The 25,447-nt window shown below is 56.5% G+C and carries 17 protein-coding genes; 9 read left to right on the top strand and 8 right to left on the bottom strand.

Annotated features, from left to right (window positions below; translation table 11 throughout):
• Positions 1-74: 74 nt before the first annotated feature.
• Complete coding sequence (locus C4885_RS04165) at positions 75-1,076, top strand: alpha/beta hydrolase (protein ID WP_113999152.1); 1,002 nt, start codon at positions 75-77, stop codon at positions 1,074-1,076.
• A 107-nt stretch (positions 1,077-1,183) separates the two neighbouring features.
• Here the strand turns inward: C4885_RS04165 and C4885_RS04160 are convergent, their stop codons facing one another.
• The 3 genes from C4885_RS04160 to polA form a co-directional block, all read right to left on the bottom strand.
• Complete coding sequence (locus C4885_RS04160) at positions 1,184-2,845, bottom strand: glutamine--tRNA ligase/YqeY domain fusion protein (protein ID WP_113999151.1); 1,662 nt, start codon at positions 2,843-2,845, stop codon at positions 1,184-1,186.
• A gap of 143 nt (positions 2,846-2,988) precedes the next feature.
• Complete coding sequence (tsaD, locus tag C4885_RS04155; protein WP_113999150.1) at positions 2,989-3,996, bottom strand: tRNA (adenosine(37)-N6)-threonylcarbamoyltransferase complex transferase subunit TsaD; 1,008 nt, start codon at positions 3,994-3,996, stop codon at positions 2,989-2,991.
• Between the two features lie 229 nt (positions 3,997-4,225).
• Complete coding sequence (polA, locus tag C4885_RS04150) at positions 4,226-6,739, bottom strand: DNA polymerase I (protein ID WP_113999149.1); 2,514 nt, start codon at positions 6,737-6,739, stop codon at positions 4,226-4,228.
• A 329-nt stretch (positions 6,740-7,068) separates the two neighbouring features.
• Here polA and dusB point away from each other — a divergent pair, with 329 nt between their 5' ends.
• Positions 7,069-8,052, top strand: a complete 984-nt coding sequence (gene dusB, locus C4885_RS04145; RefSeq protein ID WP_113999148.1) for a tRNA dihydrouridine synthase DusB — start codon at positions 7,069-7,071, stop codon at positions 8,050-8,052.
• Positions 8,053-8,259: 207 nt separating this feature from the next.
• On the opposite strand, the gene yfbR is transcribed toward dusB, so the two are convergent.
• Positions 8,260-8,856, bottom strand: coding sequence for a 5'-deoxynucleotidase (gene yfbR / locus C4885_RS04140; RefSeq protein WP_113999147.1), 597 nt, complete (start codon positions 8,854-8,856; stop codon positions 8,260-8,262).
• A 355-nt stretch (positions 8,857-9,211) separates the two neighbouring features.
• Here yfbR and C4885_RS04135 point away from each other — a divergent pair, with 355 nt between their 5' ends.
• The 7 genes from C4885_RS04135 (at position 9,212) to aspS (ending at position 20,171) form a co-directional block, all read left to right on the top strand.
• Positions 9,212-11,587: a YfhO family protein gene (locus C4885_RS04135; RefSeq protein ID WP_242979481.1), complete on the top strand. Its 2,376-nt coding sequence runs from the start codon at positions 9,212-9,214 to the stop codon at positions 11,585-11,587.
• 623 nt (positions 11,588-12,210) lie between these two features.
• A complete protein-coding gene (locus tag C4885_RS04130; RefSeq protein WP_113999145.1) occupies positions 12,211-14,379 on the top strand; it encodes a Tex family protein in 2,169 nt (722 codons plus the stop codon).
• A gap of 405 nt (positions 14,380-14,784) precedes the next feature.
• Positions 14,785-15,006, top strand: a complete 222-nt coding sequence (locus tag C4885_RS04125) for an HPr family phosphocarrier protein (protein WP_113999179.1) — start codon at positions 14,785-14,787, stop codon at positions 15,004-15,006.
• A 234-nt stretch (positions 15,007-15,240) separates the two neighbouring features.
• Entirely contained in the window at positions 15,241-16,362 is a 1,122-nt protein-coding gene (locus tag C4885_RS04120) for a hypothetical protein (RefSeq protein ID WP_113999144.1), read from the top strand.
• A gap of 103 nt (positions 16,363-16,465) precedes the next feature.
• Positions 16,466-17,311 carry a hypothetical protein gene (locus C4885_RS04115; RefSeq protein ID WP_113999143.1) on the top strand — a complete coding sequence of 282 codons (846 nt, stop codon included), beginning with the start codon at positions 16,466-16,468 and terminating at the stop codon, positions 17,309-17,311.
• Between the two features lie 55 nt (positions 17,312-17,366).
• The gene (locus C4885_RS04110; RefSeq protein WP_113999142.1) at positions 17,367-18,227 is read left to right on the top strand and encodes a YitT family protein; all 861 of its coding nucleotides are present in this window, start codon (positions 17,367-17,369) and stop codon (positions 18,225-18,227) included.
• Between the two features lie 162 nt (positions 18,228-18,389).
• On the top strand, positions 18,390-20,171 hold the full coding sequence (gene aspS, locus C4885_RS04105) for an aspartate--tRNA ligase (protein ID WP_113999141.1): 1,782 nt from the start codon (positions 18,390-18,392) through the stop codon (positions 20,169-20,171).
• Positions 20,172-20,535: 364 nt separating this feature from the next.
• Here aspS and C4885_RS04100 read toward each other — a convergent pair whose 3' ends face one another.
• The 4 genes from C4885_RS04100 to C4885_RS04085 form a co-directional block, all read right to left on the bottom strand.
• Complete coding sequence (locus C4885_RS04100) at positions 20,536-21,384, bottom strand: DegV family protein (RefSeq protein ID WP_158538802.1); 849 nt, start codon at positions 21,382-21,384, stop codon at positions 20,536-20,538.
• A 631-nt stretch (positions 21,385-22,015) separates the two neighbouring features.
• Positions 22,016-23,161, bottom strand: coding sequence for a cysteine desulfurase family protein (locus C4885_RS04095; RefSeq protein ID WP_113999139.1), 1,146 nt, complete (start codon positions 23,159-23,161; stop codon positions 22,016-22,018).
• Between the two features lie 210 nt (positions 23,162-23,371).
• On the bottom strand, positions 23,372-24,016 hold the full coding sequence (locus C4885_RS04090) for an AAA family ATPase (RefSeq protein WP_113999138.1): 645 nt from the start codon (positions 24,014-24,016) through the stop codon (positions 23,372-23,374).
• Between the two features lie 159 nt (positions 24,017-24,175).
• Positions 24,176-25,345 (bottom strand): pyridoxal phosphate-dependent aminotransferase, encoded by a 1,170-nt coding sequence (locus C4885_RS04085; RefSeq protein WP_113999137.1) that lies wholly within the window; start codon positions 25,343-25,345, stop codon positions 24,176-24,178.
• Between the last annotated feature and the right edge of the window lie 102 nt (positions 25,346-25,447).

Raw genomic sequence — 25,447 nt, 5'->3', positions numbered from 1 at the left:
TGTTGTATAATATTGAACATTCTGGATTGAAACGTGCAACATATGGTACGGACACAGAGGGAAAGGAAAACAGAATGGAAGTTACAACAAAAAAGCAGAACAGAAGAAAGATTGTCATTGGCGTGTTGATTGCCGTGGTGGTGCTGGTGGCGGCGGTCATTGCGTTTGCCAGCAGCTACCTGGTCAATTATGCCATTGGGCGCAGCGGGGACGGCGGTGACCGTGAGGTGGCGCTGGATGTGGAAGCCCCCACGGATGGCGTGGAACAGTTGATTGCCGAAAACCGCGCCGTACAAAAGCAGGCCAATGAGGAATTTTTGCAGCAGAATCCCGGCCAGACGGTGCAGATCACGGCAGCGGATGGCCTGCGGCTGAACGGCGTGTATTACCCCAATGCGGGCAGCCACCTGTGGGTGATTGCCCTGCACGGCTACCGCGGCAGCCATACCGGCGTGACCAACCTGGCCCAGCACTACCACGATGCAGGCTATCAGGTGCTGACCCCTGATCTGCGCGCCTGCGGCGACAGTGAGGGCGATTATGTCGGCATGGGCTGGCTGGACCGCAAGGATGTGCTGCAATGGATCGACTGGGTGCTGGCGCAGGACAGCGAAGCTGAAATTGTGCTGCACGGCGTTTCCATGGGTGCCGCCACCACCATGATGACAGCAGGGGAGGACACCCCGGAACAGGTAAAAGTGTTTGTGGAGGACTGCGGCTACACCAGCGTGTGGGATATTTTTTCCAGTGAGCTGAAACTGCGGTTCGGCCTGCCGGAGTTCCCAATTCTGTATACCGCCAGCGCCACGGCAAGAGCCAAAGCGGGCTATGGCTTTAAGGAAGCATCTGCCCTGCAGCAGGTGCAGAACTGTGAAAAGCCGATGCTGTTCATCCACGGCACCGCGGATGATTTTATCCCCTATGAGATGATGGGTACCCTGTATAACGCCAAACCCGGCACCAACAAGGCCACTCTGACCGCCGAGGGCGCAGGCCACGGCGAGGCGATGGATGTTCTGGGTGATACCTATTGGAATACCGTGTTTGACTTTGAAGGCCAGTACATGGCCGGCTGAGCGTTTGCCAAACAAATAATTACATAACAAAAGGGCCGTTGTGCAGTTTGGCTTGCACAACGGCCTTTGAATTATAATTTGAACGATGAAAGGGAAAGCCTGAAAAATCAGAACTTGAAGCTGTCCTTCAGGGTGACGATGCGGTTGTAAACGTGGGGGTTCTTGCTGTCCGGCGTAAAGTAACCGGTGCGCACGAACTGGAACCGCTCACCGGGCTTGGCATCGGCCAGGCTCTCTTCCAGCTTGGCGTGGTCAATGACCTGCACGCTGTCGGGGTTCAGGTAATCCTTGAAGTCAGCGCCATCGGGAATGCCGTTCATGTTGGCTTCGGTAAACAGCTTGTCGTACAGGTGGATCTCAGCGTCTACGCAGTGCTCGCAGCTGACCCAATGGATGGTGCCGCGCACCTTGCGGCCATCGGCGGGGTTGCCGTTGCGGGTTTCCAGGTCGGCTTCGGCATGGATGGTCACCACATTACCGGCTTCGTCCTTGTCCACGCCGGTGCAGCGCACCAGGTAAGCGCCCATCAGGCGAACTTCGCTGCCCAGGGTCAGGCGCTTGAACTTCGGCGGGGGAACCTCAAAAAAGTCGCTCTTGTCGATCCAGACTTCCTTGGTAAAGGCAACCGGGCGGGTGGTGGTGTCGTTGGCATCGCGGTTGGGGTTATTGGGCAGGTCAAAATACTCAACCTGGTCAGCCGGGTAGTTGTCGATCACCAGCTTGACCGGCTCCAGAACAGCAACGCGGCGGGCGGCGTTCAGCTCCAGCTCGGCGCGCAGCACGGCTTCCAGCTGGCGCATATCCACCAGGCTGTCTGCCTTGGCAACACCGGCGGTGCGCACAAACTCAAAAATGCTGGTGGGGGTATAGCCGCGGCGGCGCAGACCGCACAGGGTGGGCATGCGGGGGTCATCCCAGCCATCCACAATGTTCTTTTCCACCAGTTCGCGCAGGTAGCGCTTGCTCATGACGGTGTTGGTCACATTCAGGCGGGCAAATTCGCGCTGCTTGGGGAAGCCGGCGCCAAAAATATTGGTCACGACCCACTCATACAGGGGGCGGTGGTTCTCAAATTCCAGGCTGCACATGGAATGGGTGATGCCCTCAATGGCGTCCTGAATGGGGTGGGCAAAGTCATACAGGGGGTAGATGCACCACTTATCGCCCTGGCGGTGGTGGGAAACATGCTTGATGCGGTAAATCGCCGGGTCACGCAGGTTCATGTTGGGGCTGGCCAGGTCGATTTTGGCGCGCAGGGTCTTTTCGCCATCGGCAAACTCGCCCGCGCGCATCCGGCGGAACAGGTCGAGGTTTTCTTCCGGGGTGCGGTCGCGGTAGGGGGAAGGACGGCTGGGCTTACCGGCATCGTTGCCGCGGTATTCCTGCATCTCCTCGCGGGTCAGGTCATCCACATAGGCTTTGCCTTCCTGAATGAGCTTTTCGGCGTATTCATAGCACTTTTCAAAGTAATCGCTGCCGTAAAAAATGCCGCCGTTGGGGGTGGCACCCAGCCATTCCAGATCTTTCAGGATGCTCTGCACATACTCGTCGCCTTCGCGGGCAGGGTTGGTATCGTCAAAGCGCAGGTTAAACTTACCGCCATAGGTTTTGGCGGTCATGTAGTTGATGTAAATGGCCTTGGCGGAACCAATGTGCAGGTAGCCGTTCGGCTCCGGCGGAAAACGGGTATGGATCTCCTTGACCTTGCCCTCGGCAAGATCCGCGTCAATGATCTCAGTCAAAAAATTGGAAAACTTTTCGTCAGCCATGTATTCCACTCCAATAAAATATTGTAGATTGTAATATTGTCGATTTTCTTATTTTACAATAAGCGGCAGGGTTTTGCAATATGGGGAACAGGGGCAAAATGCAGAATTGAACGTGCAAAACCGCTTTTTAAGCAAAAAAACGCTTAGCGATAGTCAATGGAAAGGGTGGGCAGACCGTTCAGGGTAAGGTCTGCAATGTTGCCATCCTTGAATTCATAGTAGCCCTGCGCGGCGATCATCGCGCCGTTGTCGCCGCAGTATTTCAGTTCCGGCAGATACACTTTCGCGCCGAGCTTCTGGGCACCATCGTTCACCAGCTGGCGCAGACGGCCATTGGCCGCAACGCCGCCCGCCAGGCAGATGGTTTTGGCGTTAGTATCCGCTGCGGCGGCCAGCAGCTTTTTGGCCAGGATCTGTGCAATGCGCTCCTGGAAGCTGGCGGCCATATCGGCCACGCGCACTTCCTCACCGCGCTGCTGGGCGTTGTGAACCTCGTTGACAACGGCAGTCTTTAAGCCGGAAAAGCTCACGTTGTATTTACCCTCCACATGCGGGGTGGGCAGCTTGTAATAGTGCGGGTCGCCGGTTTTGGCGGCCTGCGAAACGCTGGGCCCGCCGGGATAGGGCAGCCCCAGGGTGCGGGCAACTTTATCAAACGCTTCGCCCGCGGCGTCATCCACCGTGCGGCCCAGAACATGGTACTTGCACCAGTCCTCTACCTGCACAATATGGCTGTGGCCGCCGCTGGCCACCAGGCAGAGGAATGGCGGCTCCAGCTGTGGGTGGGTCAGATAGTTGGCTGCAATGTGCCCGCGCAGGTGATGTACCGGCACCAGCGGCTTGCCCGCGCCGTAAGCCAGGCCCTTGGCAAAGTTGACCCCCACCAGCACGGCCCCAATCAGGCCGGGGGCAAAGGTGACGGCCACCGCGTCCACATCCGCAATGGCCATGTTGGCATCCTGCAAAGCCTGCTGCACCGTTGCGCTGATGTATTCCGCATGGCGGCGGCTGGCAATTTCCGGCACAACACCGCCGTAAAGCGCCTGTTCTTTGACGCTGGTAGAAATAACGTTGGAAATTAAATGTTTTCCATCCTCCACAATCGCAGCCGCCGTCTCATCGCAGCTCGATTCGATGCCTAAAATATACATTGTATACCCCCGTGTGAAGTTAGGAGTTAGGAGGGAGGAGTTAATAGGAACGAAAAGATTTTAGCAACCTTTTATTTTGATCTGTAGGGAACGGTCTTGACCGTTCCGAAACCTTGCTACAGATGCCATGACGGGATTTGCAGCAAGGTTGGCGGGAGCATTGCAATTTCTCATTGCTCATTGCTAATTCCTAATTAACTCCTAACTCCTACTTCCTACCTCCTACCTGTTAATGTGCTTCCAGCCAGGTCTTGCCGGTGCCGACTTCGGCGGTGAGGGGGACGGAATAGGATACCACCTGCTCCATCTCCTCTTTCAGAATACGCTTGACCTGTTCCACTTCGTTTTCCGGCGCTTCCACGATCAGTTCATCGTGTACCTGCAATAGCAGGCGGGCCTGCAGTTTTTCGTCCCGCAGGCGCTGCCAGACATGCACCATGGCCAGCTTAATGATATCCGCCGCGGTGCCCTGGATGGGTGTGTTGCGGGCCATGCGCTCGCCGGAGCTGCGCACCTGGAAGTTGGAGCTTGCCAGCTCCGGCAGCGGGCGGCGGCGGCCAAACAGCGTTTCTACATAGCCCTTCTCTTTGGCGTGTTCAATGCAGTTCTGCATGTAGCCGTCCACTTTCGGAAAGGTATTCAGATACGTTTTCAAGAAAGTATCTGCCTCCTTGACCGAAATGCCGAGGTCCTTGCCCAGAGAGAACGCTCCCTTGCCGTACATGATGCCAAAGTTGATGGCCTTGGCGGAGGTGCGCAGCTCATGGGTGACATCCGATTCCGGGATGTGGTAGATCTTGGCCGCGGTGGCGCGGTGAATGTCTGCCCCGGACAAAAACGCCTGCTGCATGGCTTCATCGCCTGTAATGTGGGCCAGAATGCGCAGTTCGATCTGGGAATAGTCGGCGTCCACCAGCGTTTCGCCGGGGGCGGCCACAAAGTAGCCGCGCAGGCGGCTGCCCAGCTCGGTGCGGATGGGAATGTTCTGCAAATTCGGCTCAGTGGAGCTGATGCGTCCCGTGCGGGCTTCGGTCTGGATAAAGGTGGAATGGATGCGTCCGTCCGGCCCCAGGGCTTTCAGCAGGCCCTCCACATAGGTGGAAAGCAGCTTGGAATAGGTGCGGTACTTCAAAATATCATCCACCGCCGGGCTGTAGGCGCGCAGGCTTTCCAGCGTTTCGGCGTCAGTGGAATAGCCGCGGGCCGTTTTTTTGCGGGGCGGCAGGCCCAGCTTGTCAAACAGGGCTTCGCCCAACTGCTTGGGGCTGTTCAGATTGAACTCGTACCCGACCTCAGCATAAATGTTCTGCAAAATGCCGTTCAGCTCGGCGCGCAGGCTATCGCCGAACTGGCGGATGCCCTCGGCGTCCACCGCAAAGCCGATGCGCTCCATGTCGGCCAGCACGCGGGCCAGAGGCAGCTCCATCGTGGCCAGCAGGTCGTGGCCGCCCTGCTCGTCCAGCTTAGTGGAAAGCACATCCAGCAAGGCGGAAAGCGCCCCGGCATCCGGCGCGGCGGCGCAGGCAAAGGCGGGGGCAGCAGCGTATTCTGCCGCCAGCTGCCCGGCCTGGTAATCACTGGCCGAAGGATTCAGTAGGTAGGCGGCCAGCTTGCCATCAAACACAATGGCCGCGCCAACGCCGTCATGCTCCAGTGCAATGTGGTACAACGGCTTTGCATCAAACACACGCAGCTGCACCCCGGCGGCATCCAGCAGAGAGGGCAGGCGGTCGTTATCCAGCAGGAAAACGGAATCCCCCTGCACGGCGTACCAGCTGCCGTCCTTGTTCTGGGCCAGGTCATATCGGCCTTCCGGCGCAAGGGGCAGCAGGTCGGGCTGCACTTCCGGCAGAGTCTCTGCGCTGGCGGCAACCGCTGCCGGGGATTCATCCAGCCCCCAGCGGGCGGTCAGCTTGTGCATTTCCAGCTCAGCCAGCAGCTGGGCTGCGGCAGCCGGGTCCCCGGCAGTGCGGCAGTAGTGCTCCGGCGCAGTTTCGATGGGAGCGTCCTTGCGGATGGTGCCCAGCATGTGGGAAAGCTCGGCCAGCTCCTTGTTGGCTTCCAGCTTTTCCCGCTGTTTGGGTTTGATGGCTTTGTCGTCCAGGTGCTCATACACGCCCTGCAAACTGCCGAACTTCTGCACCAGGGCAAGGGCGGTCTTTTCGCCAATGCCGGGCACGCCGGGAATATTATCGGAAGCATCGCCCATCAGGCTTTTTACTTCGATCAGCTGCGGCGGGGCCACGCCGTATTTTTCCTGGATGGCGGCGGGGTCCATGGGCAGCGTTTCGCGGTTGGTGGCAAGCAGCACCGTGGTGGCATCGTCTACCAGCTGCAGGCTGTCCCGGTCACCGGTTGCCAGCAGGGTGGTGCCCCCGGCGGCCTCGTTGGCGGCGGCCAGCGTGCCCAGAATATCGTCCGCTTCCCAGCCGGGCTTGCTGACCTGCACAAAGCCAAGGTCGGTCAGCAGCTGCTTTAATACCGGCATCTGCTCCGCCAGCTCCTGCGGCATACCGTGGCGGGTGGCCTTGTAGCCGTCATAGGCGGTATGGCGGAAGGTGGGGGCTTTTTCGTCCCAGGCAATGGCCACAGCGTCCGGGTGGTGGGCGGAAAGCAGGTTGAGCAGGATATTCTGGAAGCCGAAAATGGCGTTGGTGTAGCGCCCATCCTTGGTTGTCAGCAGCTTGATACCGAAGTAAGCCCGGTTCACCAGACTGTTGCCATCCAAAACCAGCAGTTTCATACAGGAACCTCCGAAAAAACGAAACACATCGATCGCAATAATAAAAATAGTATATCACAAATTGCACTGGTGTGGGGAGTGTGGTAAAATAATATTTTAGCTGAAGCAAAAACAAAAGTTGGGAGAGAGTTAGGAGGTAGGAGTTAGGAGGTAGGAGTTAGGAAGTAGGAGTTAGGAGTTATTGGTGTGCGCTGGCGCGCACGATTTTGAATGTTAGGTTTTATTGTTTTACCCCAAAAATTCAAAACGCGGCGCAAGCGCACCTTTAACTCCTCACTCCTAACTTCTCACTCCTAACTCCTCGCTCTTCACTCCTGCCTATCAAAAATATGCAATTACGCAATCTAACCATTCCATATGCACAGCCTGCGGTGTTTGCGCCGATGGCGGGGTTTACGGATGCGGCGTGCCGGCACCTGATGGCGGACCATGGCGCGGCGTGGACGGTAAGCGAGATGGCCAGCGCCAAGGCCATTACCTTTGGCGATGACAAAAGCGTGCGCCTGCTGCGGGACAAGGCCCCCCACGGCATTTATGCCGTGCAGCTGTTTGGGGCCGAGCCCGAAACGATGGCGCAGGCGATCCGGATCATTCAGGAAAAAGGCGTGCAGTTTGATATTCTGGACATCAACATGGGTTGCCCGGCCCCCAAGATCACATCCAGCGGTGCAGGCAGCAAACTGATGCAGGACCCGGAGCTGTGCGGCCGCATGGTGGCCGCTGCCCGCGGAGCCCTGGGGCCGGATAAGCCTCTGACCGTTAAAATGCGCATTGGTTGGGATGCCGAGCAGCTGACCGGCGTTGCCGTGGCCCGGCAGTGTGAAGCAAACGGTGCAGACCTGATCGCCGTGCATGGCCGCACGCGGGAGCAGATGTACATCCCGCCCATTGATGTGGATGCCATCACGGAGATCCGCAAAGCGGTCGGCATTCCGGTGCTGGCAAACGGCGATATCACCACGGCGGAAGACGCAAAGCAGATTTTGGAGCAAACCGGCTGCGCGGGCGTGATGATCGGCCGCGGCGCGCTGGGCGACCCCTGGCTGTTTGAGCGCATCAACGCCGTGTTGATTGGCCAGCCGGAGCCCGGCGAACCAAGCCTGAACGCCCGGATGAGCGCCCTGCGCGCCCAAATCTACGAAATGTGCGAAGAAAAAGGCGAATGGACCGCTATGCCCCAGGCCCGCGGCCAGGCCATGCACTATATGAAAGGTCTGAAAGGCGCCGCGTCCCTGCGCCGTTATTGTTCCATGCTGGAGCATTTTACCGATGTGGACAAGCTGATTGAGGCGGTATATAAGCTCCAAAGGTAGTTAGGAATTAGCAATGAGAAATTGTGATGCTCCGTAGGGGCGCACATTGTGCGCCCGTCACCTTGAGGTAAATCCCGTTGTGACGTAGTTAGGAGTTAGGAGTTTATGGTGTGCGCTGACGCGCACGATTTTGAATATTAACCTTTTCTTATTTTCAAATTTTCGAAAATGTGGCGCAAGCCGCACCTTCAACTCCTAACTATTTACTTACTTTTTCGTTAGCTCATCCAGGTTCTGCGTATAGCACGGCAGCATGTGCTCAATGAAATAATCGGCTTCGGGGCTGTGCATGGCGGCCAGATCGGCTTTTTGCTGGGCGAGAGCGGCGGTGAACTCGCGGTTGCCGCTTTCCACCTCCTCCATGCACTTGATCAGGGCCGAAAGCCGGTCTGCGGCTTTCAGCAGCTTGCGCTCGGCATCGTTCAGCACACTGCCGGTCAGATAGCTGCCTTCGATCTCATGCAGCTCCGGCGGCAGCAGATCCGCCATGGCAAGGGCGCTTTCCCGTTCCACGGCTTTGTAGGCGGTGCGCAGGGCTTCGTTCTTGTATTTGACCGGGGTAGGCATATCGCCGGTCAAAATTTCCGGCGCATCGTGGTACAGCGCCGCGGCGGCCACGGTGTCGGGGCGGATATCGGCTCCGGTGTGGGTGATGTTCCGGGCGATCAGGCAAAGCGCATGGGCCAGCAGGGCGGTATCCGCCGTGTGCTCACTCAGGCTTTCCTGCCGCATGCAGCGCATCAGCGCCCACCGCGTAATATACTTCATGCGCCCCAAAAGAGCGTGAAAAGGGTATAGAGACAAAACAAAGCACCTCACTCTTGAAAAAATTAGGAATTAGTAATTAGGAATGAGAAATAAAATGGTGGGCAATGGGGCAGACCTTTTGCTAAGGCAATACCGCATAATTCTAAGTGCCGATACGGCGAGCGAGGTGCGGCAGCTGCTAAGCCAAAAGCGCAGATAATACTGGATGTCTTATCGAGCATTTTGGCAACGCAGATGCCGTGCCGCAGCCGCCGGAGCGGTGCTTGAGCCGTTAGGCGGGAATTGTGCGGTATTGCCCTAAAATACGAGGAGCCAAAGAATGGCAGATAATTGCTCATTTCTAATTTCTAATTATAAAGTATATCACATCCCTTCAAAGGAGGGAATTGCATTGAAGATTGGCGGCAAGCTTTTGGAGCGCAAAACAGGCGGGCGGTCACGGTATTGGCAGGTGTTCTGGCTTTGCTTTGCGGTGGCGGCGGCGCTGTTTTTGCCCCACTGCATCATTGATGGCCTGAACGGCGACTTTTTCCACTACGCCGGGGACTTTAACGACCAGCAGATTTCCTTTTATTCCTATGCCAACAATTTTGTTAAGCAGGGGGGCAGTTTCAGCTGGGCAACGGACCTGGGCAGCGGGTTTGTGAACTCCTACAGCTTTTATCTGTGCGGTAGCCCGTTTTTCTGGCTCACCCTGCTGCTGCCCTATCGGTGGACGCCCTGGGCCATGGTGCCAATGCTCTGCCTTAAATTTGCTGTGGCGGGCGGCGGGGCTTACCTGTGGATGCGCCGCTGGGTAAAAGACGAGCGCTGGAGCATGGTGGGCGCGTGTCTGTATGCGTTCTCCGGCTTTACGGTGTACAACGTGTTCTTTAACCACTTTTTGGACGTTGTGGCGCTGTTCCCCTACATGCTCAAAGCGCTGGATGACGCCGTGCTGGACCGCAGGCACGGTGCATTCCCGTTTTGGGTTGCGGTCAACCTGCTCAACAACTATTTCTTTTTTGCCGGGCAGGCCGTGTTTTTGATGATTTATTTTGTCTGCATGGTGGCGGGCGGCCGGTACAAGCTGAACCTGCGCCTGTTTGGGGCGCTGGCGTTCCAGACGGTGCTGGGCTGCTGCATGGGCAGTGCGCTGCTGGTTCCGGCGGCACTTTCGCTGGTGCAGAACCCGCGCACAATCGATCCATTCAATGGGTACGGCTACCTTGTATATGGCAGCGCCCAGCAGTACCTTGCCATTTTTTACAGCGCTTTTTTGATGCCGGATGCCCCCTACCTGAAAGACCTGTTCCAGGAGGGCATCTTAAAGCACACCAGCATGACCGTCTACCTGCCGGTGGTGGGCATTGCGGGCGGGCTGGTGTTCTGCCGCGTGCGGCGGCGCCACCCCTTTGCGCGCATCATGAAAGTGTGCCTTATCTGCGCCTTTGTGCCGGTGCTGAACAGCATGTTCTATGCCCTCAATTCCAGCTATTATGCGCGCTGGTATTATATGCCGGTTTTGGTGCTCTGCGCCGCCACGGCTATGACGCTGCAAAAAGCCAACCTGTGCGAAACCGAGTACCGCCGCGCGCTGGGCCTTGTGGCGCTGTGTACCTTGAGCAGCATTGCCTTTGCGCTGGTGCCCAATGAAAAAGACGGCACCACCACCATTGGCGTGGTGGAGGAACCGCTGCGCTACTGGGGCATTTTGCTGGTCAGCATGTTGGGCGTGGGGCTGTTCTGGCTGCTGCTGCATTACCGCAGGCAGCTGGCGGCACGGTTCCCGGCGGCGGTGCTGGCCGTGGTGTTGGGGTTCAGCTTTGTGTATGGGCAGGTACACCTTTCCATCACCAAATACGGCCAGTGGTACCACGATGCGGACTATGTGCAGCAGACCTGGCGCGAAGCCCCGGAGCTGAACGCCGTTCTGCCGGACGATGTCTTTTACCGGCTGGACGCTTACGACAGTTATAACAACCTTGGTCTGTGGCTGGACAAAAGCTGCATCCAGTTCTTTAACTCCACGGTAGCACCCAGCATTCTGGAATTTTACCCTACGGTGGGCGTTAAGCGGGATGTGAACTCCAAGCCGGAAGCCAGCCTGTATGCCCTGCGCGGTCTGCTGAGCGTGCGGTATACCCTTGTGCCGAAAGAAAAAGTTGAGGATTGGGAAAAAGAAAAGCTGGAAGGCTGGAACCTTGTTTCAAGCACCACAAGCTACCTGATTTACGAGAACGAGAACTGGGTGCCGATGGGCTTTACCTATGATTCCTATATTACGGAAGAGAACTTTGAAACGGTGAGCGATACCCACGCGGGCAATGTACTGATGAAAGCCCTGCTGCTGACCGATGAACAGGTGGAACGGTACGGCCAGATGATGCAGAACCTGACGGATGATGAGAAAAATAACATCAGCTATGAGGACTATGTGCAGGACTGTACGGCCCGGCGGGAAAGCGCTGTGACAAGCTTTACCGCAACGCGCACCGGCTTTACCGCGCAGGCGGATCTGGAAGCCGAAAATCTGGTACTGTTCAGCGTGCCCTATGACGATGGTTTTACCGCAACCGTGAACGGTGTGCCGACGGAGGTGGAGAAAGTGGACAACGGCCTGATGGCGGTTGCCGCCCCGGCGGGCCACAGCGAGATCGTGTTCACCTACCACACGGCCGGTCTGCGGCAGAGCGTTGCCGTCAGCGCCGGCGCTATTGTGGTGTATGCCGTGTGGGTGGCAGTATTGCACCGGAAAAAGCGCCGGGAAGAGAGCAGCGTGGGGTAAATGATGCCCCGCCAAACCGTTGGGAGTGTGCACGGTCAAATTTAGGGCAACACCGCATAATTCCCGCCTTACGGCTTAAGCACCGCTCCGGCGGCTGCGGCACGGCATCTGCGTTGCCAAAATGCTCGATAATACACAAAGTATTATCTGCGCTTTTGGCTTAGCATCTGCCGTATCTCGCTCGCCGTATCGGCACTTAGAATTATGCGGTATTGCCTTAGGATGTAGTCGGGGGCGGAAAATTGCGTTTTATCCCGATGGAGACCGTAGGGGCGCACATTGTGCGCATGCGGGTGTGTGGCATATGATGGGGTGATATACCCGGATACAGCCCGATATGTGGAATCATGGCACAACACCCCGCCGGTGCCAACATCTGACCTGTGATTGCATTCCCCTTTGCGGGCCGATGGCGAGCATCGGTCCCTACGGATTGCTTGCAACGTTTGCAACAAATGGCAAGGTTTCTCCCCGGCGGGATGAGGGCATCCCGCCCTACAGCTGATTTTTAACTATCTACTATAATTTATATATTAAAGTTTTTTCGCCGAAGCCTTTTTTTCAAAAAAGGCTGGAAAATCCCGCGTGGAAAATCCCTCGTAAAACAGAAAGTGAGAACAAAGATGCCGAACCATGCCGAACAGCTGGCGCAGGAACTGAACCTGAGCCTGAAAAACGTACAGGGTGCTATTGACCTGATCGATGCCGGGAACACCATCCCATTTATTGCCCGCTACCGCAAAGAAGCTACCGGCTCTATGGATGACCAGGTGCTGCGCAACTTGGGCGACCGCCTGGAATACCTGCGCGGATTGGATAAACGTAAAGAAGAAGTGACCGGCTCCATTGAAGCGCAGAACGCCATGACGCCGGAACTGCAGGCCGCTTTGGCTGGTGCCAAAACACTGGCCGAGGTGGAGGATATCTATCGTCCGTATAAGCCCAAGCGCAAGACCCGCGCCAGCATCGCCCGCGCTCGCGGCCTGCAGCCGCTGGCCGATGCTACCTTGAAGCAGGATGCTGACTTTGACCCGCAGACAGCCGCCAACGACTACCTGAACGAGGAAGTCCCCGATGCAGTAGCCGCTCTGGCCGGGGCACAAGATATCATTGCCGAAACCATCAGCGATGACGCTCACTGCCGCGCCGAGCTGCGCCGCTACTACCATGCGTTCGGCATGGTCAAAAGCGTAAAAGCTAAGGACGAAGACAGCGTATACACCCAGTATTATGATTATACCGAGCCTGTCGCCAAAATCCCTGGCCACCGTATTCTGGCCCTGGACCGCGGCGAGCGGGAAGGCTTTTTGAAGGTGAGCATTGCCGTGGAAGCCGAACGCGCCGGGGGCATTGTGGCCTGGATGTTCGCCCGCAAAAAGACCGGCGGCGCCAGCGCTGCCATTGTGGAAGCCGCGGCACTGGATGCCTACAGCCGCCTGATCCACCCCAGCCTGGAAAACGAACTGCGCGCCGAACTGACCGCCAAGGCCGCCGAGGGTGCCATCACTGTGTTTGGCGAGAATCTGCGCCAGCTGCTGCTGCAGCCGCCCATCCGCGGCAAAACCGTGATGGGCCTGGATCCCGGCTACCGCATGGGCTGCAAGGTTGCCGTGGTGGACCCCACCGGCAAGGTGCTGGATACCAACGTGGTATACCCGGTGCCGGAATTCAAGCGGGTGGATCAGGCCAAGAAAACCATCAAGAGCATGGTGCTGAAAAACGAGGTGGAGGTCATGGCCATCGGCAACGGCACCGCCGGGCATGAAACCGAGGAGTTTGCCGCCGCCGTAATCCGTGAACTGGCCGAGGAAAAGGGGCTGCACCTGCAATATATGGTCGTCAGTGAAGCCGGTGCTTCGGTGTATTCGGCGTCCAAGCTGGCGGCGGAGGAGTTCCCGCAGTATGATGTCAACCTGCGCAGCGCGGTTTCCATTGCGCGCCGCTTGCAGGACCCGCTGGCCGAACTGGTTAAAATTGACCCCAAGGCCGTGGGCGTGGGCCAGTACCAGCATGATATGCCCCAGAAGCGCCTGAACGAAACGCTGGACGGTGTGGTGGAAGACTGCGTGAACAGCGTTGGCGTGGATCTGAACACGGCGTCCGCCCCGCTGCTGGCCCGTGTGGCCGGCATTACCAACGCTACCGCTAAAAATATTGTGGCTTGGCGTGAGGAGGAGGGCGCGTTTACCTCCCGTGCGCAGCTGAAAAAGGTCAAGGGCCTTGGCCCCAAGGCATTTGAACAGTGCGCAGGCTTTTTGCGCCTGCCGGGTGCCAAGAACCCGCTGGATGCAACCGCCGTCCACCCCGAAAGCTACCCCGCCGCCAAGGGCCTGCTGGAAGCCTGCGGCTGTGACGCCAAAGAGATCGGCACGGACGCGATGCAGAGCCTGCCGGTACGGGTGAAGAGCCGCGGCACCAAAGCCCTGTGCGAAGCACTTGGCGTGGGCGAACCCACCCTGATGGATATTGTGTCCGAGCTGTGCAAGCCGGGGCGCGATGTGCGCGACAGCCTGCCCAAACCCCTGCTGCGCAGCGATGTGATGGGGCTGGAGGACCTGAAGCCCGGCATGGAGCTGAAAGGTACCGTGCGCAATGTGATTGACTTTGGCGCATTTGTAGATATCGGCGTGCATCAGGATGGACTGGTGCATGTTTCCCAGATCAGTGATAAGTTTATCAAGAACCCGAGAGATGCGCTGAAAGTGGGCGATGTGGTGCAGGTCAGGGTACTGAGCGTGGATACAGCCAAAAAGCGCATTGCCCTGACCATGAAAGGCGTGCCCCAGAGCTGAAAACCTGGCCGAAAACCGCAAAAATCAGCACTTTTCGGCAGAGCATGGAATTATGTTGCCGGAAGGAAAAGCCAAATGGACAGTTTGAATGTGCAACCTGCCAAAACAGGAACAAAAACCGTTAAAATACAAAGCCGAAAAGACAAAAACTGAAGCCAGAAAAGTCAAAAAATAAAGAAAATTCGTGAATAAAGCGAAAAAACTTTGGCAGCCTGTACAAAGCGGAACATGAACAAATTTGTCTTTTGTGCATCCCGATGAAAAAATGGCAACAATGAATCTAACATAGGTACGCCGGATAGAATTATGCTATAATGCAGCTGTAAGGAAAAGGAAATGTGGGTTCCGCCCTTACCGCGCAGGCATGATGGCCTGTGCCGGGTTTTATTTATGGAGGTCATTATTATGGTAAGACAAGTCAAGGTTTCCAACTTCGCAGAAGTACAGGGAATCGTGTCTGCCGCTGCCAAGTGTTACAATGAGGTCGGCGTGCATGACATGAAGGGCAGCATTGCTGATGCAAAGAGCATTCTCGGTATGATGAGTCTGGACTACAGCCATCCGGTCAAGATCGTCTGTGAGGACGAACATGACCTGGACTGTGTGATCCAGGCACTGCGCCAGTAAATTCAGCTGCCCGGCGGGCTGGCTTTCAGCCCCGGAGGCAGGAATAAGGAAAAACAGAACAGGGCGGTTGGCCATTTTGGGACGGCTGCCCTGTTTTTTTGTTGCTTGGCGGGCGATTTTGCCCCCACACCGTGCTTGCAATGGGCGGTCAAACGCGGTATAATGTTTTTACATTGCCATTTGCGGGTGGTGCCCGCGCGGCAAATTGAAAGTATAGTAAGGAGACCCCACAACATGAAACAAAAATTCATCAGTCTGGCTCTGGCAGTCATGCTGCTGCTGGGCGTAACGGGCTGTGCCATGTCCACCCCGGCCAGCGTGGGCAGCATTGGCGGCGTTGATATCCCGGCCGGCATCTACCTGCTGGCCCAGTATAACGCCTACAACACCGCTTCCGGCGCAGCAAAGCTTGCCACCGGCGAAACCGCCAGCAACGTGAAAGCCGTGCTGAAAGCTGAGTGCACCGGCACCATTAACGGCGAGGAAGTTACCACCGACGGCGCAGATTACGTTGCCCGCCTGACCCTGCGCAGCCTGCAGTATTACGCAGCAGTGGAAAAGAAGTTTGACGAGCTGGGCGGCACACTGGACGAAGCCGCTACCGCCGAAGCCGCCAAGACCGCCGATACCCAGTGGGAGAATAACAGCGATCTGTACGCAGCAAACGGCATTTCCAAGGCAACCTTGGAAAAGTACCAGCTGAACAGCAAAAAGGCAGATGCCTGCCTGAAGCTGATCTACGGCGAAAACGGCAGCAGCCCGGTCACCGAGCAGGAATATGCCGATTACATCAACAACGATTGCTACTACCTGGAGCTGGTCCAGCTGCCGCTATTTGACCAGAGCACTTATACCTTTGCCAGCGACGACCAGAAAGCCGAGATTGAAGCCCTGGCCAACCAGTGCCGTGATGACTTGGCCGCGGCTACCAGCGAATCTGCCCTGTACAATGCTGCAATGACCTATGTGCCGCAGGCCTTTACCGCACTGGGCAGCAGCGTGGAAGCAACCCAGGCACTGTATTACACCGGCAGCGGTCTGTTTACGCCTTCGGACCTGTCCAGCTACAACACCAATGACGGCGGCAACAGCATTACCGATGCGGTAAAAGCAGCCGGTACCGGCAACTGGACGGTGGCCGACCTTGGTATGAGCTACATGATCGTGCGCAGCCTGGACCCCATGGAGCAGGGCACGGTGGATGATTTTGTGAGCCGCTATAATCTGCTGGACGCTATGAAGAGCGATGCTTTGCAGGACGAGTTCTATGCAGAGGGCGCCGAGATGGAAAATAACCTTTCCGCCAGCGTGATGAAGACCTACAGCGCATCCAAAATCAAAAAGACCGTAAAGTAATCATCGGGCACCAAAGCCGGAGCAGTGCGGGTTCAAAACCGGCACGCCCCGGCTTTTTTGATTTTACAGAACAGCCAAAGATGTAAAAAAGGGGAACACTTACATGAAGCAAACAAACATGCGTATGCTGGCATTGTGTGCGGCGCTTTGCCTGTGTGTGGCAACAGCAGCGCCCGCCTATGCGGAAAGCACCCGTCAGACCCCACGGACCAGCTTTGTGGAAACGCTGCTGGACATCCCGGTGCTGGGGGATATTCTGCGGTTTTTCAGCGGGGAGGAACCTTTGAGCCAGGCGGCAACGGCGGAAACCGCAACGGGTGAAACCGCTACGCCGGAAACCTCTACCCCGGAAACTGCCCCCACGGCCACCCCGGAAACGGCAACCCCGACCCCGGCCCCCACGCCGGGCGGTTCCTCCACACCGGAAAGTGCGGCAACGCTGCCGCCCACCGGTACCCCGCAGGTGTACCCCGCGCCGGATATTGTGGTGATGCCTACAGCCACCCCGGCCATTACCGCGGCCCCGCAGCAGGAGGAAAAAAACAATACCAGTGACGAGCCCCCCGCTGCTGCCGCCACATCGGCCCCCGCGGCGGCAACGGCAACTCAGCGCCCTGCTGCAGCCATGCCGCACCCGACCACGAAGGCTACCCTGAAAGACCCCACCGCCGCCCAGGCGGAAGCAACCCCCATGCCCACCCTGGAACCCACCGCCACGCCGGAGCCGACCGAAAAGCCGACCCCGGACCCGGAGCAGGTGCAGCGCCAGGAACAGGCCGCCCAAACCAGCAGCAAACTGCCGCTGTATGTGGCGGTGGGCATTGCCGTGGTGTGCGCCGGCATTGTGGCAGCCGTGCTGATCAGCCGCCAGCTGCAGAACACCCAGGCACAGACCCAGAAGCAGAAGGACGAAAAGTCTGCTTACCACCGCAAGAAGGGCGGCAAATAATGCCCGCTGCCCCCACAAATATACCCGCACAAGCTGCGGAAGCAGGAGATAGGATATGACGGATTCCCGCTGGAAAAACCTGGCGCTGGAGGTCATCGGCTGTTTTGTTTCGGCCCTTGGCCTGTACAGCTTTGCTGTGGCGGCCGGGGTGCCGGTAACCGGTGTGGCCGGTATCGGTGCCATTTTGTTCCGCCTGTTTGGTCTGCCCATTGGTGTGACCAACATTATTATGAACATCCCCATTGTGCTGATCTGCTTCAAGTACCTGGGCAAGGATTTCTTTTTCCGCAGCGTGCGGTGCATGGTGCTGTTTGCCATTTTTACGGACTATGTGCTGGCTGCGCTGCCGGTGTACCAGGGGGACCGTATGCTGGCCACCATCTGCGGCGGTGTGATCAGCGGCGTGGGGGATGCGCTGATTTATATGCAGAACTCCAGCACCGGCGGCCTGGATTTTATCACCATGGCCATCAAATCCCGCCACCCGCACATGCCGTTCGGCAACCTGACCTTTGCGGCAGCGCTGGCGGTCATCCTTGCAAACGGGCTGGTGTTCCATGATGTGGATTCCATCATTTACGGCCTGATCTTCAATTTTTTGAGCTCTTACATCATCAACCGGATGATGTTCGGTTTCAACGCCTGTATGATGGCTTTGATTGTGACGAGCGACGGCCCCGCCGTGTGCAGGATGATCGGCGAAAAAGTGGACCGCGGTTCCACGATATTGAAAGGTTACGGCGGCTATTCCCAGGATGGGCGCGATGTGGTGCTGTGTGCCTGCAGCTCCAAGCAGCTGTATATCATCAACCGCGAAACCAAGCGCATTGACCCCGGCAGTTTTATCGTGATGCTGCAGGCGAACGAGGTGGAAGGCGAAGGGTTCAAACGGCTGGAACTGGGAGAACAGAGTTAGAAGTTAGGAAGTAGGAGTTAGGAGTTAGAAGCTGCAGCGGGGCAGGAAAGGCGCAGAACAAGGCAAAATGCGTATTTTCGGGGAAAAATGCGGGGGTTCCTTGCAAAACAGTGCAAACCGCTGTATAATAAATTGTCACTTAACAGAAAAGGGGAGTTACCTATGGAAACGATGGGCAGCCTGCGCCGTACCAATTATTGCGGCGAAGTGAGTATGTCAAACGTTGGCCAGGAGATGACCGTTTGCGGTTCCATCGCCCGTGCACGCGACAAAGGCGGTATTATTTTTGCCGACCTGCGCGATACAACCGGTATTTTGCAGCTTGTTTTTGATGAGGATACGCCGAAAGACGTTTTTGCTAAAGCAGAAAGCCTGAAAAGCGAGTATGTTGTGATCTGCCGCGGCCTGCTGCGTGAGCGCGCCGCCAAGACCACCAAGATCGCCACTGGCGATGTGGAGCTGTATGTCAGCGAACTGCGCATTCTGAGTGAAGCCCAGACCCCGCCGTTCGAAATCCGCGATGATATCAACGTCAACGATGACCTGCGCCTGCGTTACCGCTACCTGGATCTGCGCCGTCCTTCGATGCACGAGCCCATTGTGCTGCGCAGCAAGATCATGCAGATCATCCGCAGCTATTTCTGCGATAACCACTTTACCGAAATTGAAACCCCGACCCTGATCAAGTCCACGCCGGAAGGCGCCCGTGACTATCTGGTGCCCAGCCGTGTGCAGCCCGGCCATTTCTACGCCCTGCCGCAGAGCCCGCAGCTGTACAAGCAGATTTTGATGCTGTCCGGCTTTGACCGCTACTTCCAGATCGCCCGCTGCTACCGCGATGAGGACCTGCGCGCTGACCGCCAGCCGGAGTTCACCCAGGTGGACGAGGAAATGTCCTTTGTCAATGAAGACGATATCATGACCATCAACGAAGGTCTGATCAAGCGCCTGTGGAAAGAAATGCTGGGCGTGGATGTGCAGACCCCGTTCGTGCGCATGCCGTGGGACGAGGCTATGGGCCGTTTTGGCTCCGATAAACCGGATACCCGCTTTGGCCTGGAAATTGTGGATGTGACCGACATTTTTGATGGCACCGAGTTTAAGCCCTTTGCCGCAGTGTTGGAGCAGGGCGGCAGCATCCGCGCCATCAATGCCAAGGGCCTGGCTGGCAAGCTGACCCGCAAGCACATTGACAAACTGGGCGAGGTTGCCAAGACTTATGGCGCTAAGGGCCTGGCATTCAGCCGCCTGACCGAGGAAGGCACTTCTTCCAGCTTTGAAAAGTTCCTGACCGAAGAGGAAAAGGCAGCCCTGTACAAGGCGATGGAGCTGGAAACCGGCGACGTGCTGCTGATCGTCAGCGATGCTGACTGGGTCAAGGCCTGCACCGCGCTGGGCCAGGTTCGTTTGGAAATCGGCCGCAAGTACGGCCTGATCGACCCCGACAAGTTCAACTTCCTGTGGGTGGTGGACTTCCCGCTGTTTGAGTACAGCGAGCAGGAGGGCCGCTGGATGGCCATGCATCATCCGTTCACCCTGCCCAAGGCAGAGGATATTGACAAGGTGGAAACCGACCCCGGTGCCTGCCATGCCGTAGCATACGATATTGTACTGAACGGCGTTGAGATGGGCGGCGGTTCTATGCGTATCAATGACCCCGCTTTGCAGGACCGCATGTTCAAGGCCCTGGGCTTTACCGAGGAAAAGGCTCGCGAGAGCTTTGGTTTCCTGATGGATGCCTACAAGTTCGGCGCACCCCCGCACGGCGGTATGGCTTACGGCCTGGACCGCATGGTAATGCTGATGCTGAAGAAGGATTCCATCCGCGATGTCATCGCATTCCCGAAGGTGCAGAACGCAGGCGAGCCGATGTCCGGCGCACCGGATATTGTTGACCCGCAGCAGCTGAAGGACCTGTCCATTGCATTGACGTTGACAGAGTAAAGATTAAAGTTGAAAGCCCCGCCGGGCGGCCATTGATGTGGCTGTTTGGCGGGGCTTTTGGTGTTGGTGGGGAAAAAAGAGGGCAGTTAAGGTATAGGAACGAGAACGTTTTAAAGAAAATATCCCGTTATAAAATGTTCCGGATACTTGCCATAATTAGGGTCTGTGGGATATTGTATATAGGTTTCGGAACGGTCAAGACCGTTCCCTACGGAGCAGAATAGAAAGAGCGGCAAACAATAAAAAGACAGCTGCTCATAAAACTCTTGGGCAGCTGCCTAAATTATAATTTAATATAATATTGTATTAAAGTTTCTTCGGTTCCCTTCTTTTCAAAGAAGGAACAAAATCCCCCGTATAAATCTTACTCTTTTGTCACAAACACCAGGCCTGCGCAGCCGGGGCCGGCGTGAGAGGCAATGACGAGGCCAAGGCGGGCAACGCGCCCGCCGGTCATGTGCAGGTTTTCGTGCATGTAATGGTGGAGGGGGGCCAGTACACCTTTTTCGTCCGAATACAGCAGAGCGTACCCGTACCGAGGGTCCACCCCGCCCATCTTTTCAATGTTCTTAAACATTGCCACAAACGCGCCGGGGCGGCCGCGGGCCGTGTCCGCCAGCTTGATCTGCCCATCCACGACCGAAAGCACCGGTTTGACACCCAGGGCACCGCCCACCAGCGCCACCGCGGCGGGCAAACGCCCGCCCTTGTGCAGGTGCTTCAGGCTGTCCACTACGGCCAGAACGCGGATGCGCTGCTTGAGCTGTTCCAGCTCAGCGACAATCGCGTGCGCGGGCAGGTGCTCCTCGTCGCGCAGGCGCAGCGCTTCGCGAACCAGGATGGCCTCGCCCTGGGATGCCGTGCGGGAATCCACAAAAAAGACATCCTCAAAATCGCAGCTTTCCGCTGCCAGCCGCGCGCACTGATAGGTGCCGGACAGGTTAGAACTGATCAAAATGGCAATTACCTGATCGCCGTTCTCCTTGGCATCCTCAAAAATTGTCATAAAGGATTGGGGGCTGGGCTGGCTGGTGCGGGGGGGAACCTTGTCCACTTTCAGATGTGCATAAAATTCATCAGCCGTCAGCTCCACACCGTCCAGCCCGCCGGTGCCATCGGCAAAGGTAACGGACAGGGGCACAGTGTACACGCCGGGACGGGCACTGTCGGTCGCGGTCAGATCGGAAGCGGAATCAGTCAGAATACGAATCATGCGGAAAAACCTCTTTCTGTGCGGCAGCGCCCGACGGCAAAAAAAACAGCGCTGGGATGCAACATGGTTGGGTGGTAAGCAATCGTGAATACACATAATTTTAACACAATAAAAAAAAATGTCAAATATTTGAGCAAATATTTACAAAAAGGTAAAAAAACAGCCGCACATCAGCGTGCGGCTTGGGGAATATGAGCAATAAAATTTTAAAATCAGACGTCTGTACAAAATATTTGTACAGACGTATAAAAGTTCGGATGCTGTTGGTGGATGGTTCAGATGTTATGTGAGCGGCAAATTTCGCAATGCAGGGGGGATTGCATTAGATTGACGGGCGGCCAATGAAAGTGTGTGGCTAGAAAGCCAAACGCACGACAGGGGAATGGTTTATTCCGCTGAATTTAAGTTGGCGGCGGAGAACCACCCCTCAGTCACCTGTGGTGACAAGCTCCCCGCGGGGGGAATGTCGCAGAGAGACAGAAGGGGCCGGGGCGCTGTTTGCGCTGGACGCGAGGCGGCCTGAAGGTTCCCTTACCACCAACCTTAAAAATCAATCTGTAGGGGTCAATGCTTGCATCGTCCCGTAGACTGGCCCTGCCGGACATCTCACCTCGAAAATAGGGCAAACGCCTTACCGCACGCCATCGCGCAGGCGCTGTACGCAGGCGGTGATCACAGCGGCAGCGGTGTCGATTTCTTCCGCCGTGTTGGCGGCATCCAGCGTCAGCCGCAGGGTGCTTTTGGCCTGGGCGGGGGTCAGGCCAAGGGCCAGCAGTACATGGCTGGGTTCCACCGCACCGGCGGAACAGGCAGAGCCCGCGGAAGCGCAGATCTTGGCTTCGTCCAAAAGCAGCAGCAGGGTTTCGGCCTCCACGCCGTCAAAGGTAATGTTCACATTGCCGGGCAGGCGCTGGGCCGCATCGCCGTTCAGGTGGGTGCCGGGAATGGCCAGCAGCTGCTCCGTCAGGCGCTGGCGCAAATCCAGGCAGCAGGCTGTGTTGGCGGGCAGGTTGGCATCCGCCTGGGCCAGTGCCGCAGCAAGGCCCGCGATGGCGGGTACGTTCTCAGTGCCCGCGCGGTGGCCGCGCTCCTGGCCGCCACCGTACAGCACATTCTGCAAGGCAATACCGCGCCGGGTATATAGCGCACCGGCTCCCTTTGGCCCGTGGAACTTGTGGCCGGAAAGGCTGAGCAGGTCAATGTTCGTGGCCTGCACATCAATGGCCAGGTGCCCGGCAGCCTGTACAGCGTCAGTGTGGAACAGCGCGCCGCGCTCCCGGCAGAGGGCGCCAAGTTCCGCAATGGGCTGCACGGTGCCGATTTCGTTGTTGGCAAACATGATGCTGACCAGGCAGGTGTCCGGCTGCAAGGCGTCCGCCAGCTGCTGCGGGGTGATAAGCCCGGCGGCGCTCGGCGGCAGCAAGGTTACAGTGAAACCCTGCGCCTGCAGTGCCTGTAAAGTATGCAGCACGGCGTGGTGCTCGATCTGGGTGGAGATGATGTGCCGTTTGCCTGCGGCAGCGCCCAGGGCGGCACCGGTGTATAAAGCCTGTACGTCGGATTCGGTGCCGCCGCTGGTAAAGGTGATTTCCGCCGGGCGCGCGGCGTGCAGTACGCGGGCCACCGTGCGGCGGGCGTCCTCCACCAGCTTGCGGGCCTGCTGGCCGGGGCGGTACAACGCGGACGGATTGCCCCAGGCATCCTCCAGCGCGGTGCGCATGGCATCCAGCGCAGCGGGGCAGGGGCGCGTGGTGGCAGCATTATCCAGATATATCATGGAAAAATCCTCCCGGTAACATGGTGGTGCAGGATTTTGGGGTGTTTGCTGCTAGCGCAAACGGGAAATTGTCAATAGCGTTTAACAGAATTAAGATTCTTTTTATTCCTTTATTCTGCCTTATTAAGATGCCACAAATCAAGAATACTTCTCAATTTTTGGCACTAATTCATTAAACAAAATGTGCTATAATCGAATGTCTTTCTTCAACTATATTAAACCTAAATGTTTTTCGACACAAGTTAATGTACTCTCAACTGTACTATCCACAGTTCTCTCTATCCAAAAGAAAGAACTGCTTTTAATCTCCTCTATGCGATTTACATTGAGTTCATATAAGGTAATATTCACAGTTTGTTTGGCTTTTTCTATATCAGTCGCTGAATTTAAGTACTGAAAAAATCCCTGATGATCTGGTCGATTACCATATTCATCAACAAGATTAGATGGGTCTTTTATGAGAAAAACAACTCTCGCTGGTTCAGAAAAAGCGAGTGCCTGAGCAACTGTAAGATGACAATCGCACAAAACTTTCTTATTTTCTGATAAACGAATCAAATCAAGAAGAACAAACTCTAACTGTTCACGAGTATTATTCAACAGCCAATTCTTATATTCTTCAACTGTTCTTCCAAAAAATTCATCTGCACTGTTAAAATACGTATTCATCGCAGGCTGAAATAATGGGTTCGACATTTTTTTGTGCTCGTCGAATCTCTCATCAACATCAAATAGTTCAAATCCATACTTTTCCGCCAACGCACGTGAAACGGTTGTCTTTCCTCCACAAGGTGTTCCCGTTATAAAATAAACATTTTTTAAGTACTCTTTGATTACATTATCTTGAAATATCATTGCACAATCTCCTTTATTAAATAGTTTTTCGGGTTCTGCCTATACATAAAACTATTTAACATAGTTCTATGAACTCAGATATTTCTTAATTTTAAGAACATCATCATATTCATTTCACCTCCACAACTTTCGATTTGCCAAACTGCCCACGCAAGTTCGTCACTTTCTGGCCGGGATTTTTTTGCGGATGGTTTCCAGGCGGTTCAGGGCGGCACACAGGGTTTCGTCCCGCTTGGCAAAGTGGAAGCGGATCAGATGGTTGACCGGCTCCCGGAAAAAGCTGGACCCCGGAACAGCGCCCACGCCGACATCGCGGGCCAGCACTTCGCAGAATTCCAGGTCGCTGTCAAAGCCAAACTCGGAAATATCCATCAGGATGTAATAAGCGCCCTGGGGAACCGTGTGCTGCAGGCCGATGGCATCCAGACCTTCCACAAACAGGTCCCGCTTGCGGGTATAAGTGGCAAGCAGGTCGTTATAATATTCCTGGCCGAAGCGCAGGCCGGGAATAACGGCCTCCTGCAAGGGCGCAGCGGCGCCGACCGTCAAAAAGTCATGCACTTTTTTAATGCGGTCAGTGATTTCCGGCGGGGCAATGGTGTAGCCCAGCCGCCAGCCGGTGATGGAGTAGGTTTTGGACAACGAGCTGCAGGAGATGGTGCGCTGCCACATGCCGGGCAGGGTGGCAAAATAGGTGTGCTGGTAGGGCGCATAGACGATGTGCTCGTACACTTCATCGGTGATAACGTAGGTATCGTACTTTTCGGCCATGTCGGCAATCAGTTCCAGCTCTGCGCGGGTGAACACCTTGCCGCAGGGGTTGGAGGGGTTGCAGAGGATCAGCGCCTTGGGGTGCTGGCGGAACGCGGCTTCCAGCTCGTCCACATTAAAGTTGAACAGCGGGGGATGCAGCGGAACATAGATCGGCTCGGCACCGGAAAGGATGGTGTCGGCACCGTAATTTTCATAAAAAGGCGAAAAGACAATGACTTTATCGCCGGGGTTGGCAACGGTCATCATGGCGGCCATCATGGCCTCGGTACTGCCGCAGGTGGTCACAATCTCGGTATTGGGGTCGATCTGCCGCCCCATCAGGCGGGACTGCTTTTCGGCCAGTGCTTCGCGGAAGTTCTGCGCGCCCCAGGTGATGGAATACTGGTGGAAGTTTTCGTGCGATACTTCGGCCAGGCGGTCCAGAATCGCAGACGGCGGGTTGAAATCCGGGTAACCCTGGGAAAGATTGATGGCACCGTACTTAGCGCTGACGCGGGTCATGCGGCGGATAACGGAATCGGTAAAATGTTCCGTGCGGGTGGATAACGGCTGCATATACATTCCCTCTCTCGATAAAACTAAGGCAACACCGCACAATTCCCGCCTTGCGGCTTAAGCACCGCTCCGGCAGCTGCGGCACGGCATCTGCGTTGCCAA

The organism is Subdoligranulum sp. APC924/74, from assembly GCF_003324125.1.
In the GTDB taxonomy this organism is placed as follows: Bacteria; Bacillota; Clostridia; order Oscillospirales; family Ruminococcaceae; genus Gemmiger; species Gemmiger qucibialis.
This window is presented reverse-complemented; position numbering and strand designations above follow the sequence as displayed.

Excerpts from the sequence above, each read along its gene's own strand:
- C4885_RS04165 (WP_113999152.1), top strand. The coding sequence starts at position 75 with ATGGAAGTTACAACAAAAAAGCAGAACAGAAGAAAGATTGTCATTGGC.
- C4885_RS04160 (WP_113999151.1), bottom strand. The coding sequence starts at position 2,845 with ATGGCTGACGAAAAGTTTTCCAATTTTTTGACTGAGATCATTGACGCG.
- tsaD (WP_113999150.1), bottom strand. The coding sequence starts at position 3,996 with ATGTATATTTTAGGCATCGAATCGAGCTGCGATGAGACGGCGGCTGCG.
- polA (WP_113999149.1), bottom strand. The coding sequence starts at position 6,739 with ATGAAACTGCTGGTTTTGGATGGCAACAGTCTGGTGAACCGGGCTTAC.
- dusB (WP_113999148.1), top strand. The coding sequence starts at position 7,069 with ATGCAATTACGCAATCTAACCATTCCATATGCACAGCCTGCGGTGTTT.
- C4885_RS04130 (WP_113999145.1), top strand. The coding sequence starts at position 12,211 with ATGCCGAACCATGCCGAACAGCTGGCGCAGGAACTGAACCTGAGCCTG.
- C4885_RS04125 (WP_113999179.1), top strand. The coding sequence starts at position 14,785 with ATGGTAAGACAAGTCAAGGTTTCCAACTTCGCAGAAGTACAGGGAATC.
- C4885_RS04120 (WP_113999144.1), top strand. The coding sequence starts at position 15,241 with ATGAAACAAAAATTCATCAGTCTGGCTCTGGCAGTCATGCTGCTGCTG.
- C4885_RS04115 (WP_113999143.1), top strand. The coding sequence starts at position 16,466 with ATGAAGCAAACAAACATGCGTATGCTGGCATTGTGTGCGGCGCTTTGC.
- C4885_RS04110 (WP_113999142.1), top strand. The coding sequence starts at position 17,367 with ATGACGGATTCCCGCTGGAAAAACCTGGCGCTGGAGGTCATCGGCTGT.
- aspS (WP_113999141.1), top strand. The coding sequence starts at position 18,390 with ATGGAAACGATGGGCAGCCTGCGCCGTACCAATTATTGCGGCGAAGTG.
- C4885_RS04100 (WP_158538802.1), bottom strand. The coding sequence starts at position 21,384 with ATGATTCGTATTCTGACTGATTCCGCTTCCGATCTGACCGCGACCGAC.
- C4885_RS04095 (WP_113999139.1), bottom strand. The coding sequence starts at position 23,161 with ATGATATATCTGGATAATGCTGCCACCACGCGCCCCTGCCCCGCTGCG.
- C4885_RS04090 (WP_113999138.1), bottom strand. The coding sequence starts at position 24,016 with ATGATATTTCAAGATAATGTAATCAAAGAGTACTTAAAAAATGTTTAT.
- C4885_RS04085 (WP_113999137.1), bottom strand. The coding sequence starts at position 25,345 with ATGCAGCCGTTATCCACCCGCACGGAACATTTTACCGATTCCGTTATC.